Genomic DNA, 15,780 nt, shown 5'->3' on the forward strand with positions numbered 1-15,780 from the left:
TCAAAAAACAGAACATATCTCTCACGATACCTGTAATGTTCCGCATCTACCAACTTATTCAGGGCTTAGACGAAATAGATGTAAACCGGTTCAGTTATAAGTTTTCCACTGTTTTCCTTCGTGACAACTATTTCAGGAACAATACAGATAAGCCAACAACTTTTTCAGGAAAGAATAACAGAATCTGACAACTCAATTAGCAACTAACCGTTGAAAGTAACAACCGGTTTTTAGTATAAATCAGTATAAGTCAAAAAGACGTAGCAGACTTTAGAAAAAGACGTAGCAAGTTTAGAAAAAAGACATAACGTGTTTCTCTCAAAGGACATATATCTTTTTAGAAAAGACGTAGCATCTTTTAGCCCTTGCCATAAGAACTTAAACTATTTCACATCACCCTACAGAGAAATAAAATTTAATCGTTATCTTCGCACAACTAAAATTAACAAGAAAAAATATGAGACAAGCCAAACTGTTAGTTATGTCAACAACAATGATGTTAGCAGCCTGCGGCGGCACCAAAGACGCAGGACAGAGCGCAGAAGCACTCATCTGTAAATCGGATATTAAAATCGAAGGGATGCGCATGACGCCCGAAGCATTATGGGCAATGGGGCGTATCGGCGAGCTATCCGTATCACCCGATAACAAACAGATAGTGTACAGCGTAGCTTATTACAGCGTATCCCAGAACAAAAGTAACCGAGAACTCTTCGTGATGAATGCGGATGGAAGTGACACCAAGCAGATCACCCATACTCCCTATCAAGAGAATGCTGCTGTCTGGATCAAAAACGGAACTAAAATAGCTTTCTTAAGCAACGACAACGGAAGCAGCCAGATTTATGAAATGAATCCGGACGGTAGCGGACGCAGACAACTCACCAACTACGACGGAGATATCGAGGGATTCTCCATCTCACCGGACGGAAAGAAGATCCTTTTCATTTCGCAAGTGAAAACAGTGAAAAGCACAGCCGACAAATATCCCGATCTACCCAAGGCAACAGGCATCATCGTCACCGATCTGATGTACAAACATTGGGACGAATGGGTAACCACCGCCCCGCATCCGTTTGTGGCCGATTTCGATGGCAATGCAATCTCGAATATTGTCGACATACTGGATGGTGAACCCTACGAAAGCCCGATGAAACCTTGGGGTGGCATCGAACAACTGGCTTGGAACACTACTTCGGATAAAGTGGCATATACTTGCCGCAAGAAAACCGGACTGGCATACGCCATCTCTACCAATTCCGATATCTATGTTTATGATTTGAACACCAAGCAAACCGTAAACATAACCGAAGAAAATAAAGGATACGACACCAACCCGCAATACTCACCGGATGGTAAATACATCGCTTGGCAAAGTATGGAACGCGACGGATACGAAGCCGACCAGAACCGGCTCATGGTAATGAATCTCGAAACGGGCGAAAAAAGATTTGCCAGCAAAGGATTCGAATCGAATGTGGATGCTTTTATCTGGAGTGCCGATGCGAAAACGATCTATTTCACAGGTGTATGGCACGGAGAGGTACAAATATATGCCCTCAACCTTACCGACAATTCTGTCAGAGCCATTACCGAAGGCATGTACGACTATGGTGTTCCTGCCCTTTTCGGAGACAAGCTGATCGCCAAACGCCATTCTATCAGTATGGGTGATGAAATTTATGCCATCAGTCTGGATGGAAAGACTACTCAGCTGACACAGGAGAACAAGCAGATATACGACCAACTCGAAATGGGAAAAGTGGAAGGGCGCTGGATGAAAACCACCGACGGCAAACAGATGCTGACTTGGGTAATTTATCCTCCCAAATTCGACCCGAACAAGAAATATCCCACGCTACTTTTCTGCGAAGGTGGCCCACAAAGCCCCGTCAGCCAATTCTGGAGTTACCGCTGGAACTTCCAAATCATGGCTGCCAACGATTATATCATTGTAGCCCCGAACCGTCGCGGCCTTCCGGGATTCGGTAACGAATGGAACGAAGCCATCAGTGGCGACTATGGCGGCCAGTGCATGAAAGACTACTTCACTGCAATCGATGAAATGGCTAAAGAGCCTTTCGTGGATAAGGAACGTCTGGGCTGCGTAGGTGCCAGCTTCGGAGGATTCTCCGTCTACTGGCTTGCGGGACATCACGACAAACGCTTCAAAGCATTCATTGCTCACGACGGTATCTTCAACATGGAAATGCAATACCTCGAAACAGAAGAGAAATGGTTTGCCAATTGGGACATGGGCGGCGCTTATTGGGAAAAGCAGAACGCAACAGCGCAACGCACCTTCGCCAACTCTCCACATCTGTTCGTAGACAAATGGGACACTCCCATTCTGTGTATCCATGGAGAGAAAGACTATCGCATCCTTGCCAATCAGGCAATGGCTGCTTTCGATGCTGCGGTAATGCGCGGAGTTCCTGCGGAACTGTTAATCTATCCGGACGAAAACCATTGGGTACTGAAACCGCAGAATGGTATTCTGTGGCAACGTACCTTCTTCGAATGGTTGGATAAATGGCTGAAATAAACCGGTAAGCCGATTGAAAATGAAAAAGCTCCTTTGGATCGCCAAAGGAGCTTTTTGCTATATATTTGTACATTTTTCTTAAATTCATACAGAATCTTTTATTTCTTAGCAAATAAATGTTATCGCGTCAATATTTTCCATTAGAAAATTGTTTTATTAGAAAAAAGTTAATATAATCAAACAATGAGACACCTCTGTAGAGAGGGAGCTTCAAAAATATGGAGTAATTATGATGACAAAAACACACGGCTTTACCCAATAAAAAATTCGCCCAGAAAATTCAAAAAAAAGGAGTGAAATTCTTCGATGTACGTACTTTTGCCGAATATGCAAAAAAAAAATTCAAGTCTACGTATTGGACAATGGACTACAGAAATGGAAAGGAAAAACAGAAAAATAAAATAGGTTTTAGGTGATTGAGGTTTTTCTTTCTTCTGAGTTGATGGGGCTGATCGAGTCGTCAGCCTCATCTATTTGCACAATCGTATAGACACTGTCTTCTAAGATATGCAATCATTATCAACGAATCAACAAATCCATATGGCAGCAAATCAGCGCATCCACACATTTTCTATTTCAACTACATACATTTTATGAAATCCACCGTGCGAACCTCCATACCATTTCTCAATCAAATTCTTATCTAAAAAGTTTTCAGGACCAATCTCCCCGGCATAAAGCTTCCTGCACTCCAAACTCAAACGGGCTTGTTCAAAAAGTACATTCCCTTGTGCTGTAAACAACGGTTTCAATCCGGTTTCCTTCACTTTATCCACCTCCCTGCCGGACTTGGAACCACAAACAGCATGAATCTTCTTATTCTCTTCTCCCAAAAAAGAAAGCGTAAGGAAATCGCCCTTTTCAATAAATTCATAAGTATACCGTTCGGGACGAACAAAAACAAAAGCCACAGGCTTATTCCAAAGCCAGCCGATACCACCCCAACTGGCAGTCATTGTATTGAATGCTTCCTTGTTTCCGGCCGTAACTAACATCCATTCTTTTCCTATTGCTTCAAAAAAATTCTCTGAGAGTTCTTTAACTTCTACTTTTTTCATGATCATCTCTTTCTATGTTTATACACTATCTTCTTTGGTACACCATTTTTTCTGATACACATCTTCTTTATCACTATACAAAGAAAAATACATCCTTCGCATACACAACGGTAACAAACTGAACTTCCTACTTTTGCTTTTTCAGTTTCACGATATCTCCCAGCGTAGGAATAGCTACTTTAATATTCCTTTTCCTTGCCTCAGCAGCAAAAACTTGAGGAGGATCGTGGAGCGGTTCATCCGATAGATCAAATGTACCATAATGCATCGGAATAGTCAACCCGGCATGCATCTCCTGCGAAGCCGTCAACGCTTCATGAGGAGAAATATGATTGGGACGCATGAACCACCGGGGCTTATAGGCACCGATACCTACCAACGCATAATCAGGAGAACTGAACAATTCGGGTATCTCCGCAAAATGATTGGAATAGCCCGTATCACCACTATAATAAATAGAAATACCATCACCTTGAAGCATAAACGCCCCCCACAAACGTTGTCCCCCATCGCGCACCGAACGTTTACTCCAATGCTGTGCAGGTAGGAAGGTTATTTTCAAGTGCCCGTCTTCTATCTGCTGATACCATCCGGCTTCCAGCATCTCTATCTCCGGAAACCAACTCTTTACCAATTCACCGGTACCTAAGCCACAGAACAACTTCATGTGCGGATTGTTCTCCAACAACCGCCCGACACTCTGTTTATCCAAATGATCGAAGTGATCGTGACTAATCAGCAAATAATCGATTCCCGTAAAAATATTCGGATTGGCAGGAAACTGACTTCTCCGACGCACAAATGGAATATTGCCAAATACCGGATCGAACATAATCCTTTTACCCGACAACTGCATAAAAAATGAATTATGTCCCAGCCATATCAATGAATTGCCGTTCACCGCATCCAACGAACGAAGATAATTGACCTTCGGTTCCCACTTTACAGTACGTTTTTCTTTTCGTTGCGGATTAGGAGACAAACGCCACTTCAACACACTGCCCATTCCAGGCCGGAAACGATGCTGACGGTTGAAAAATCGTCCTTTTACCATTGGATTTCCCCTCCAATAGGGGTTTATAGTCGCCAAGCGCTCATTTCGCCTGAAACATATATGTTCACCCATCTTTCTAAACCAAATAATATATTACAAACATAAATAAAAATATCGATTTATGCAGAAGGGAAGTGATAAAAGTAGTTAAGTAGTAAGTAGTCAAGTAGTAAGTAGTTAAGTAGTCAAGTAGTAAGTAGTCAAGTAGTAAGTAGTTAAGTAGTAAGTAGCCAAGTAGTAAGTAGTTAAGTAGTAAGTAGTTAAGTAGTAAGTAGCCAAGTAGTTAAGTAGTAAGTAGTAAAGCGGTAAGTAGTAAATAATTAAATTAGGTAAACAAAAAAACTATAACTCAGATCTATTCTACTTAACTACTTAACTACTTGACTACTTGGCTACTTACTACTTTACTACTTACCGCTTACTGCTTGGCTATTCTTATCACTTGATTATTAAAAAAGTCTATGGATTCCATAAAGGGGAAATTGCCAACCCAAAGCAGATAAATTAATAAGGAAAATAGCCAATCCGAGAATCCAAAGGATAAGCAATGACCATTTCAACCCGGTAGCCATTGGCGACCAATGAAATATCTGACGAAGAATAGTATAGACAATACATGCCAATGGGATACCGACCAGAACAATACCTGCCATACTTCCTGCCACTGTCATCAATGGAGAAATAGAAGCCAAAGGTGACCAATCCACCGAAGGAAGTATCTCATAGAGTATAGCTCCACCACCGATGGCTGCTGCAATAGCCGCTATAACCAATGCCACAAACACAATGGCAAGTAAAAATAATACAGGACTGAAAATAATAGCTAATACCACAAGACATGCTTTCAAGAAGAATCCCGCTACAGCAACAAACGCATCACCCAATTTCTGGAGAAAAGTACGCGGCTTTTCAGAATTCATATAGCTGTTTACTCCGTTAGCCATTTTCTCAAAACCATCAGTCACCGTTTTACCTATATTTTCAACCGTCACCGCCTCTCCACGCATACTGAGTTTCTCTGCTGCTGTACGGGCTTCCGGGATAACCAGCCAGCAAATGATATACACGGGGATCAAAGTGCCATATCCACAAATAAGGATTACCAATGCGAGAAGACGCAACAGCGTGGGATCCCACCCTAAATATGCCGCCAAACCACCCATGACTCCTCCCAATATCTTATCATCCGAATTGCGATATAAACGGCGACGGGACGTATAAGTAGCAGAGGCGGCAGAAGTACCGGACGAAGTCCTCTTTTCCTCTTCATCTGTAGTCCCAAAATCCTCCGGTTTTCCGACACGAGCAATCACCTCCTCTACGTCAGCAAGCGTAATCACTTGCGAACCGGCATTCAGCTTTTCCAAAAACAATTCCGAAATACGAGCTTCAATATCATCTACGATCTCTTCTGCCCCTTCCTGTTTACGGAAATGCAGCTTAAGATTGCACAAATAATTGTCCAACAGGCGGTAAGCATCTTCATCTATATGAAAAACAGTTCCACCTAAATTTACAGTCAATGTTTTTTTCATTATTATATCTTCCTTTAATCTGTTATCTATTTGCTATATGACTCACGGTTTCATTCAATTCTTTCCAGGAATTTTCCAGTTCTCCCAGAAAAATCTCCCCTTTCTCTGTCAGCTTGTAATATTTACGCGGGGGGCCTTGAGTAGATTCTATCCATTCATAACTTAACAGTTCATCATTCTTCAACCGGGTAAGCAATGGATACAGCGTACCTTCCACCACAATTAACCGGGCCTCTTTCAGCTTCTGGATAATGTCCGAAGCGTAAGCCGGCTCTTTATGCAATAATAGCATAATGCAGTACTCCAACATCCCTTTCCGCATCTGCGACTTTACATTATCTACATTCATAAATCACTTTTTTTAATTTGATGAAACAAATATATGTATCATATAAGTACTATGCAATACAAAGTACTATAATTTAATAATAATTAATCTATCATTATTCAGTCACATTATCATATGGTTATATGATAGATCCATATTGATCATATCATATAACGCATCTTACCGAATAAGATATGTACCCTACTGAAAATACGATTTTAACTCACATTAAAATACCACTCATTCAATTATACCGATTATTACCTTATATTTGTACCATTCAAAACCAAAATACGATACACTTATGTTTACTGTCCGAAAAGCGACAACAAAAGATTGCGGATTGATTCACAATATGGCTTCCATCGTCTTTCCCGCTACTTATAAAGAAATAATCTCAACCGAACAGTTAGATTTTATGATGGACTGGATGTACTCTCACGAAAATATTCGCAAGCAAATGGAAGAAGAAGGCCATGTTTATTTCATAGCCTACAAAGGAGACGAACCTTGCGGATATGTATCGGTACAGCCTCAGGAAGATGCTATATTTCATTTACAAAAGATTTATGTGCTCCCGGCTTTCCAAGGACAACACTTGGGTAGTTTCCTATTTCGGCAGGCTATCAAGTATATAAAGGAAATACACCCTGCCCCCTGTCTGATGGAACTGAATGTAAACCGGAATAATAAAGCCCTGCACTTTTATGAAAAAATGGGAATGAGAAAATTACGCGAAGGAGATTTTCCGATAGGAAACGGATATTATATGAATGATTATATCATGGGGTTGAACATTTAGTAATGACAGATGGAAGCAAATGCCATTCTTGCCTTTTATCAAGCTGTATACGGTGCTTCAGAAGTTTACCGCAAGAAGAACAACGATAATACCTTATATCGGCTATTCCTTTCTCAAGCTCCGTACAATCGCTCTCATACAATAACGGATCGGACTCTGCATCGGAAAGCGATTTAAGGGATATCTCCCCGCATTTAGGACAGGTACATCCTAAACGGACGTTATATTTATGCTGCCATCCCCAATACCAAATAAATATGATCAGCAAGGCGGGCCATACAGGAATGAACCATATCATATAAAGCAAAACATGCATTCCCCATGCTTTGTATAAAGCTAAAATATCAAGAGCATCCAAGGCCGTATCCTTCTTCGGACAAAAATGAAAAGCGACAGACTTCCATAACAACCAATTTACCAACACAAGTAATATCCCCAAAATAATGCTGACAAATATAACTCCGATACCATTGGCTCTAAAAAGATATCGCACCATTACATAAAAAACACCATAACCCATCCCGAACAGGACGATTAACCAACTAAAAGGATGCTTATGCCATTCCTTTAAACATGTTTTAACATTGGTATCTCTCTCCATTATCTTTATTGTACTTTCACATGATGGTTTTAGAGCCCCAGAAAGACGTTCCAAATATCCATTTTCTTATATGATATAATAAAAACATAAAACACGTACAAATATAGAAACAAAGATTTATCTTTATAATAATATTTTAGTTTTTAAACAGAAAAAATAAATAATGCACCAATGTATCAATGTGCCAATTAAAGAATGAAGAATGAACAATGGAACAATTAAAGAATAAGGCCATGGGCTAATTACTACTCAAGACCACGACGCAACCAATTGGCACATTAGCATATTGACACATTGGCACATTACAAAAAGGGTGCACCGGAAAATTACCGATACACCCTTTCATCATATTCAAAAAAAACAAATTAAAAAAAGATTCTTTTATTTAGCCACTCTTTCCAGCCATTTCAACATAAAAAGCATAGTAATCATCGAGATACTACATGCAACAACGAACACGGTCCATGTCATCCAGATAGGAATTGTCTCATATAATACCGCACCAATGAAAAGCAACTGATTACCGATGGCGGTAGCACCCAACCAACCACCTTGCATGATTCCTTGATACTTAGGAGGAGCCACTTTAGATACGAACGAAATACCCAATGGAGAAATATACAATTCGGCAACCGTAAGGATAAGGTAAGTCACCATCAGCAACAATGGAGTTACTTTTACCGGAGACGTTCCTACTTCAAGAATTTCTTTGTGCAAAGGTAAGTTGGAAACGAAAGAACCGACAGCCATCACAACAAATGCCGAAGCAGCAATTCCCATACCGATAGCAATCTTCTTGGGAGTAGACGGTTCACATCCACGGGCACGCTGACGGGCAAATATCGCCATAACTACCGGAGTAAGGAATACCACAAAGAAAGGATTCAGCGATTGGAACAACTCTGCGGAAATAGGCATACCGAAAAGATTCAGATCAGTGTATTCTTTTGCAAAGAATGTCAATGTCAAACCATTCTGATGGAATGAGAACCAGAAGAAAATAACAACACCAAATACAGCAAACAGAGCATAAATGCGTTGCTTCACTTCTTGGGCGCTCATCTCCGTAACGGCTGCAGAAGTTCCGGCAGTTTTATTGGCTTCCGCTTTCTTGCTGGGATCAGGAAAGTTCTTCTTATTCAATACATAAATGAGAAGCGAAACTGCCATAGCCACGATAGCAACACCAAAAGCATAATGGAATCCGGTAGTAAATACGTTCAAATAATCGGCTGCAAAAGCGGTCAGATCGGTAACAGGCACTGACGATGATTCCGAAGCAAGCCTCGTATAAGTTTCTATGGCTTCGGGAGTAAGTGTCTGCGCCAACTGTCCGTGACACAGCGCAGGAAGATCGGCATTATAGGCAAAACCGAAAGTAGACAACCACCAGTTACGTACACCGATAGCAGCCATCGGAGCAAAAATAGCACCGATATTAATAAACATATAGAAAAGGGAGAAACCGGAGTCACGCATAGCAGAATATTGCGGATTATCGTACATCTGCCCGACCAATGCCTGAAGATTTCCTTTAAAAAGCCCGTTACCAAAAGCAATAACAAATAACCCGATACAAGTGATAGCCAAAAATAAAGTCTGATTGTCTACCGGAGTTTTAGAAGGAATGGCAAGCATCAGATAGCCTAATGCCATCAAAACAATACCTACCATAATCGTACCTTTATAATTTCGCGTTTTATCAGCAATAATGCCGCCTACAAGGGCAAGAATGTAAATAGAAAAATAAAATGTAGAATAGATAAATCCGGCGCTTTTTCCATCCAGTCCAAATTTTGCCTGTAAGAAAAGAACGAGGATTGCCATCATAGTATAAAAGCCAAAGCGTTCGCCAAGATTGGCTAAGGCGGCTGCTATCAGCCCTTTAGGGTGTTTACTAAACATAAGATATAAATATTTAATTAATAATGGTTTACTTTTTTTTTGGTATAGTTTCTGCAAATATATGCTTTTTTTTGAATTATTCAACAAACAAGATGCAAACTTCAGCATGTATTTCTTTTATTAAATCGTTCGGGTCAACCTTTATCTGTAACCCACGCTGGCCGGCACTTACATAAATATACGGAAATTCAAGACAGGTCTCATGAATATAAGTAGGAAAATGCTTTTTCATCCCTATAGGCGAACAAGCTCCCCGAATATACCCGGTAGTAGGAAGAAGTTCTTTCATCGGTATCATATCACAACTTTTATTGCCGGATACTTTAGCAGCAAGTTTCAGATTCACCTCTTTGTCTCCGGGAATGACACAGACAAAATACCCGGTTTTATCACCCTGCAAAACAAGCGTTTTGAACACCTGGCTTATATTCTCGCCAAGATTAGCCGCTACATGGACTGCACTCAAATCATTCTCGTCCACTTCATAAGGAATCAACTCATAAGAGATTTTTGACTTATCCAAAAGACGGGCGGCATTTGTTTTATTTATTTTCATAACTATCGAGTCTAATTAAGAGCTCGTTCAAATTCTCCTCAAAACAATGATGAGTAAAATTCAAATAAGACTGAATATCTGTTTTAGAGGAACAAAATTAAGAAAAAATAATCCCCCGGCAAAAACAAAATAACGTTTTTGTCGGGGAATCATACTTAGAGTCTGTTTAAACTTTCCTCTTAAAAATATTTACCAGTTTATTTCTTTACAAACTTAAACGTTTTCACATGGTCAGATTTCACTATTTGCAAAATATAAACACCGCTTCCGAAAGATTCTACAGAAAGCTCGCCATCTCCATTCATCCTTCTTTCCAACATTTTATTTCCATTTACACTATAAATGGAAACCGAGTATGGCTCTCCGTTTTCCGAAAGCAACAGTAGCTTGTTACCCTGCTGTATCATCGACAGTTTTCCTTCCGTCCGATCATTCATGCCGGTTGCTGAAGAATCGATAAAGAACGTAATATCGAGCGTTTCGTCCGCTTTTATCTCTATTGTACCGGCCTGCACTTGAGCTCCGCCAATAGAAATTGTATAATTATTCTTACCACAAGGAATGCTCGTAAACAAAGCGTAATTCTTATGCACATAATCCGGTGTCTTTCCTGCGATGACCACATCTGTATTTTCTACCGGTTCGAACTTCTCGTTTCTTACCTCTGTGAAAACAAGAGAAGTATTAGCATGTTCAAAACGCACATCTATGATCTGGTCTTTACCGGATACGGTGAAAGATACCCATTTTTGGAAAACTTCTGTCTCATCTTCATCCCAAACCAGCGCTTTATAATTCCCATTTTCAAATAAATACTCTCTCCCTTCTCCCGACATAAAAGGCTCGCCATCTTTGAAGAGTTCCACGATCGGATATTCCACTTCAACACCATCAGGAGTCGATACGTTAAAACTCACACAATGATAATCTTTCAAATCCACATTCAACACACGATTGGCAGCATCCACTTTACAATTCCCTTCTTTCATAAAGCCATAACCATTATATGCATCATGTTCAACTGTATAAGAATATTCACCGGCAGGTATTTGCAAACTGTACGAACTACCGGATATACTCCCCTTGTATCCCTTAGGAATAAAATAGGCATACCAAGAATTAAGTTCGTCAGTATCGACGGGCGAATTGATAAAATTCAATTCCACATCGAGCAGATTCAAAGCTTGTGTATTATAAATGAAACGCTGTTCCGATTGGTTCAGTTGGATTTTCATACCCGTTTGAGGAGTATCATGCCCATTGATTTCGTATTCTCCGGCAAGAAGATAAACGATAGCTGTTCTGTCCGCTTGCCCCGGTGTCTCCCCTCCTTCCGGACCAGCATAATCAGGAAACGAAATATTCCATATCGGCTCATATTCTTCTTTTGCAGGATCATACACATTGATAAATCTGACATCCTGGCTACACTCTATAATTGCTTTTTTATAACCACTGAAATCAAATGTCTTTTCTATATCTGAATTACCGACTTGAATCAAACCATATTGTGCAGAAGTAGCATTAAAATTAACCTCGTACATATAAAGCCCTTCCGGCATATAATAAGAATCACCGGAAATGGAAGAAGAATAATCCTCACCTTGAGTATAAAGATAAAAATGACTCACATGAATATCCATATTCTCACCATTCTTCACTTTGAAAGATAAATGTTTGTATCCTTCAAAAGAAAGACTTACCGTTTCAGTAGCACTGTTCACCACAAGTTCTTTGTTCAAGCTCCAATATCCGGTAGCCGACAGACAAACTTCATAATTACCATCAGTTAGAAACATAGTCGCTTCCCCTTCTTCATTCGTCTGTACAGAGAAAGAACTTCTGTCTTCCTCTACCATTACATTGGCATACGCCATTGCGTCTCCTTTATGATCCGTAACCTTAAAGTTCACTTTTCTATAATCATCGAGCGTGAATGTCACATTACGATCGGCTCCTGCCATTGTTATGCTTTTTTTCAAAGGAGAGTAGCCCGAAGCGGAAATTGAAAAATCATAGGTACCATTAGGCATATAGAATCGCAATTGTCCCTCTTGATCAAGCTGGTAACTGTTTCCGTAAGGATATTCCTGCAAAGAAGCATTCGAAAACGGATTACCATAATAATCTTTCACGGTAACATTACACTGATGGTATACATTCCGTAGATCCAATTTCATGGTTTCCCCTACTGTCACACGCTGTACAAACGAATAAGGCAAAATATAGGCATATTGCTGCCAGTAAGAGTAATACACATTAATGAGAAAATCCGCCGATTCCTCCAAATCATGAATCTCATATTTTCCGGTTTCAGAATTGTATGCAGCGTAAAACTCCCGCCCAACTTCCGTATCCGAAGAAGTCGGGGCACGAAGCATTAAATGCAATTCATAAGGTTCGGACATGAAATCGGGGCGCTGGACCTCAAAGGATGTGACCGGCTGTGCAGATACATTACCGCACAATAGCAAACACAGAATAAAGCAGGCGCTTAGCCAGAACGTTGAGTAATTGTGTTTCATAAATCATGTAATTTTAGTGTATAATACAGAATATAATATTTAGCGTTTCTTCAGAGAAATAATGCCTTTGGAAATGGCTTTCATCACCAGATCCACTGCATTACGAGCATTCAATTTCAGCATCAGCCGCTTGCGGTGAGATTCAATCGTGTTATCCGACAGATGTAACAATTCAGCTATCTCATTAGTATTCAACCCATCGGCAATAGCCTGCAATACATCCATCTCCCGAGTAGTGAGCACATCATTCGGAAATATTCCGGTATCCGTATTTTTAAGTTTACGGCATAAAGACTCAAAGTGATCACAAAAATATTGTTTACCGGATAATACAGTAAGGATCGCCTGTTTTACTTCCTGTATATTGGAAGATTTAAGGATAACGGAAGATACTTTCATCTGAAGCAGGCGGCTGATGTTCCACATTTCATCATGCATGGTATTGATTATAATGCGGGCTTCCGGATGCTTTTCACGGATGCGGTCGATCAACTCGAATCCGGACGCATCCGGAAGTTCGACATCTAAGATATAAAGATCAAAAGGCTGGCTGGAAATACACCGACAAGCTTCTTCTGCAGAAGAAGCTGTACAAAGTTGATTTATTTCCGGTATCTGATCGACAATGTATTTAATGCCTTGAAGAATTAAATCATGATCATCGACCAATAATATGCTTTTCTTGGTTTCACTCATTTACTGTCCTTCGTTATTCATCTGCAAAGTAATGAATATTAGTAAAAACACACTTCACGGAAAACCGTGAAAAATCAGCGAAAGAATGAATAATATGCCAATGTACCAATTGACTGCACTATGACATTGAAAAGCGATTGATACATTCTTTCTTATATCCTTTCATTAAGTCCCAATGTTTTAATTTTGCTCTTAAAAATATCGATCAGTTTATTTTAAGCAAAATTTAAACAAGCTCTAAATCCCCGTTTCTACAATAAAAGAAGTTCCCTTAGCATCTGAAGTCAACGAATAAACACCATCAATGCATTTTACACGATCTTCCACCGTTCGCAATCCGATACCGTTACCACTGGCAAGTGAAACCGATGCCCCCTTACCATTATCAGAAACTGTCAATACAATCTTCCTCTCCTCTGCGATCATCGATAAGATTATTTCAATTTCAGTAGCTTTGCTGTGAGACAAAGAATTGCCTAACACTTCTTGCACGATACGATAAAGTTCATATGCTTTTTGACTGGAAACAAGTTCCCAATTTGCTTGCTCCGGCAAAGAAAAATAATGAAAGTGAATAAGCTGGTGTACATTGCCGAGCCGCTCGACATAATCCTCCAACATCACATTCAAATTGGCATATTGAAGAGCAGGAGGCATCAATTCGTGCGAAATGAAACGAACATCCGTACGAGTCTGCTCAATCATAGGAAAAAGCTTCTGCTGTGCTTCTTTCCCTATGGCATCCGATGTCTGCATGTAATATTGTATGCCCAACAGGTCATTACATACTCCGTCATGAAGTTCTTTTGCCAGACGCTTCCGTTCGCTCTCCAATCCATCGATATACTGACGTGCCAGACGAAGATCAGTCTCTTTCTCCAAAGCCTTTTTCTTATACAGCAAAACGAGAAACGCTGCAATCAGGACCAATAAGAAAAATACAAGATAAAAAATTCTTTTTACCATCAGAGCATGCTGCTCGGTTTGAATCTGCTTTAATTGCGCTATCTCAAGTTCTTTCTCTTTCGTCTGATATTTTACAGTCATGTCAGACAATTGCTTTTGCACCTCACCGGCAAACAGGGAATCTTTTGCCAGATAAGCCTTTTTCATATACACATATGCAGAAGTAAAATCCTTCAAGCCATAATAATTGCTTGCAAACCGGAAATAAAGCAGATCGAGCGGTGTATGCAGATTCTTTCCGCGCAGATTTTCGATCTTTTTCAGAACTTCCAAACTCTCACGATATTGCCCGTATCTGTTAAACAGTTCTCCTTTTACTTCATAAAACCCGAGTACTTCTATCGCATTGGGAGATAACTCAGGAAGTTCTTTCTCTGCTATATCCATGTAATATTTTACAGAATCGGCCTGCCCCAAACAATCAAAGACAGACAGCAAAGGAGTAATACACTTCACTACAAGTTGTGATGACTGCATCTTTTTCGACTCCGCCACCCCGCTTCTCAATATCTGCGAAGCTTTTTCCCACTCCTTATTCTTTATCAGCAAAGAACCATAAACAGAGTAGCTATACACCGTCTGAACAGGATCATTTCCTTTCAGAGAAAATCCTACTGCCTTTTCTGCATAAGGAATCGCCTCCGACAAACGGGAAGTAGCACTATACAACACCGCAATATTAGTGTATAAATTGGCAATAGTTGCAAAGTCATTCTGATGTTCCGCAAACTCCAGCGCTCTATTATAATAATAAAGAGCAGAATCCGGCATTTCCTTTCTACGATAAATCACTCCGAGTGACGAAGATACTAAAGTGGAAATCTCATCATGCCCTAATCTCACGGCCTCTTGCAAAGCAAAAAGATAAGAAGAAAGTGCCTTATCTATATCCCCTATAGAGTAATAATAGGTAGCCATATTACTCAACAATCCGGAATAACAGAAATCGGTATGATTGTGAAGATGATCTATGCCTTTCTGAAAATAATAATAAGCCGAATCGGGCTGCTTATACATGTAATAATCCCCCAAATCCGAATAGGCTTCGGCCAAGGCATTCCCTGTTTTTCCCTCAGCCGTTTCCAAGTTCAAACGCAGACTGTCCAACAAGGCATCATCGTTGGCAGATACCGGAAAACAAACCAATAATAACGATAAAACAAATAAATAATTCTTCATCTTCAGGGTATGTGTTCTTTGGGAATCCGA

12 protein-coding genes are annotated in these 15,780 nt (G+C 40.2%); 2 read left to right on the plus strand and 10 right to left on the minus strand.

All coding sequences use genetic code 11. The features are described from left to right. Positions 1 to 457 precede the first annotated feature (457 nt). Positions 458 to 2,545 (plus strand): dipeptidyl-peptidase Dpp5, encoded by a 2,088-nt coding sequence (gene dpp5, locus RB604_RS16595; protein WP_005931346.1) that lies wholly within the window; start codon positions 458 to 460, stop codon positions 2,543 to 2,545. A 551-nt stretch (positions 2,546 to 3,096) separates the two neighbouring features. Here the strand turns inward: dpp5 and RB604_RS16600 are convergent. The 4 genes from RB604_RS16600 to RB604_RS16615 all read right to left on the minus strand — a co-directional run bounded on the left by RB604_RS16600 (position 3,097) and on the right by RB604_RS16615 (position 6,541). After that, positions 3,097 to 3,603 carry a flavin reductase family protein gene (locus RB604_RS16600; protein WP_025819187.1) on the minus strand — a complete coding sequence of 169 codons (507 nt, stop codon included), beginning with the start codon at positions 3,601 to 3,603 and terminating at the stop codon, positions 3,097 to 3,099. 127 nt (positions 3,604 to 3,730) lie between these two features. After that, the gene (locus RB604_RS16605) at positions 3,731 to 4,729 is read right to left on the minus strand and encodes an MBL fold metallo-hydrolase (protein WP_007481250.1); all 999 of its coding nucleotides are present in this window, start codon (positions 4,727 to 4,729) and stop codon (positions 3,731 to 3,733) included. A gap of 377 nt (positions 4,730 to 5,106) precedes the next feature. Continuing rightward, a complete protein-coding gene (locus RB604_RS16610; protein ID WP_005931337.1) occupies positions 5,107 to 6,192 on the minus strand; it encodes a PspC domain-containing protein in 1,086 nt (361 codons plus the stop codon). Positions 6,193 to 6,214: 22 nt separating this feature from the next. Continuing rightward, positions 6,215 to 6,541 carry a PadR family transcriptional regulator gene (locus RB604_RS16615; RefSeq protein ID WP_005931334.1) on the minus strand — a complete coding sequence of 109 codons (327 nt, stop codon included), beginning with the start codon at positions 6,539 to 6,541 and terminating at the stop codon, positions 6,215 to 6,217. 283 nt (positions 6,542 to 6,824) lie between these two features. Between RB604_RS16615 and RB604_RS16620 the strand changes: the two genes are divergently transcribed. Next, positions 6,825 to 7,322 (plus strand): GNAT family N-acetyltransferase, encoded by a 498-nt coding sequence (locus RB604_RS16620; RefSeq protein ID WP_007481252.1) that lies wholly within the window; start codon positions 6,825 to 6,827, stop codon positions 7,320 to 7,322. Here RB604_RS16620 and RB604_RS16625 read toward each other — a convergent pair. From RB604_RS16625 to RB604_RS16650, 6 genes are all read right to left on the minus strand, one after another. Further along, positions 7,303 to 7,923 carry a hypothetical protein gene (locus RB604_RS16625; protein ID WP_044094011.1) on the minus strand — a complete coding sequence of 207 codons (621 nt, stop codon included), beginning with the start codon at positions 7,921 to 7,923 and terminating at the stop codon, positions 7,303 to 7,305. The two genes, RB604_RS16620 and RB604_RS16625, sit on opposite strands and share 20 nt — an antisense overlap. A 381-nt stretch (positions 7,924 to 8,304) precedes the next feature. Then, positions 8,305 to 9,828, minus strand: coding sequence for a peptide MFS transporter (locus RB604_RS16630; RefSeq protein ID WP_007481254.1), 1,524 nt, complete (start codon positions 9,826 to 9,828; stop codon positions 8,305 to 8,307). 76 nt (positions 9,829 to 9,904) lie between these two features. Next, positions 9,905 to 10,384, minus strand: coding sequence for a Cys-tRNA(Pro) deacylase (gene ybaK, locus RB604_RS16635; RefSeq protein ID WP_007481255.1), 480 nt, complete (start codon positions 10,382 to 10,384; stop codon positions 9,905 to 9,907). A 197-nt stretch (positions 10,385 to 10,581) separates the two neighbouring features. Beyond that, on the minus strand, positions 10,582 to 12,909 hold the full coding sequence (locus RB604_RS16640) for a carboxypeptidase regulatory-like domain-containing protein (protein ID WP_007481257.1): 2,328 nt from the start codon (positions 12,907 to 12,909) through the stop codon (positions 10,582 to 10,584). A 39-nt stretch (positions 12,910 to 12,948) separates the two neighbouring features. Then, positions 12,949 to 13,605: a response regulator gene (locus RB604_RS16645; protein ID WP_007481265.1), complete on the minus strand. Its 657-nt coding sequence runs from the start codon at positions 13,603 to 13,605 to the stop codon at positions 12,949 to 12,951. Between the two features lie 237 nt (positions 13,606 to 13,842). Then, entirely contained in the window at positions 13,843 to 15,750 is a 1,908-nt protein-coding gene (locus tag RB604_RS16650) for a tetratricopeptide repeat-containing sensor histidine kinase (protein ID WP_007481266.1), read from the minus strand. Between the last annotated feature and the right edge of the window lie 30 nt (positions 15,751 to 15,780).

Origin of the sequence: Bacteroides salyersiae (assembly GCF_031172035.1) — a bacterium.
GTDB classification, from domain to species: Bacteria; Bacteroidota; Bacteroidia; order Bacteroidales; family Bacteroidaceae; genus Bacteroides; species Bacteroides salyersiae.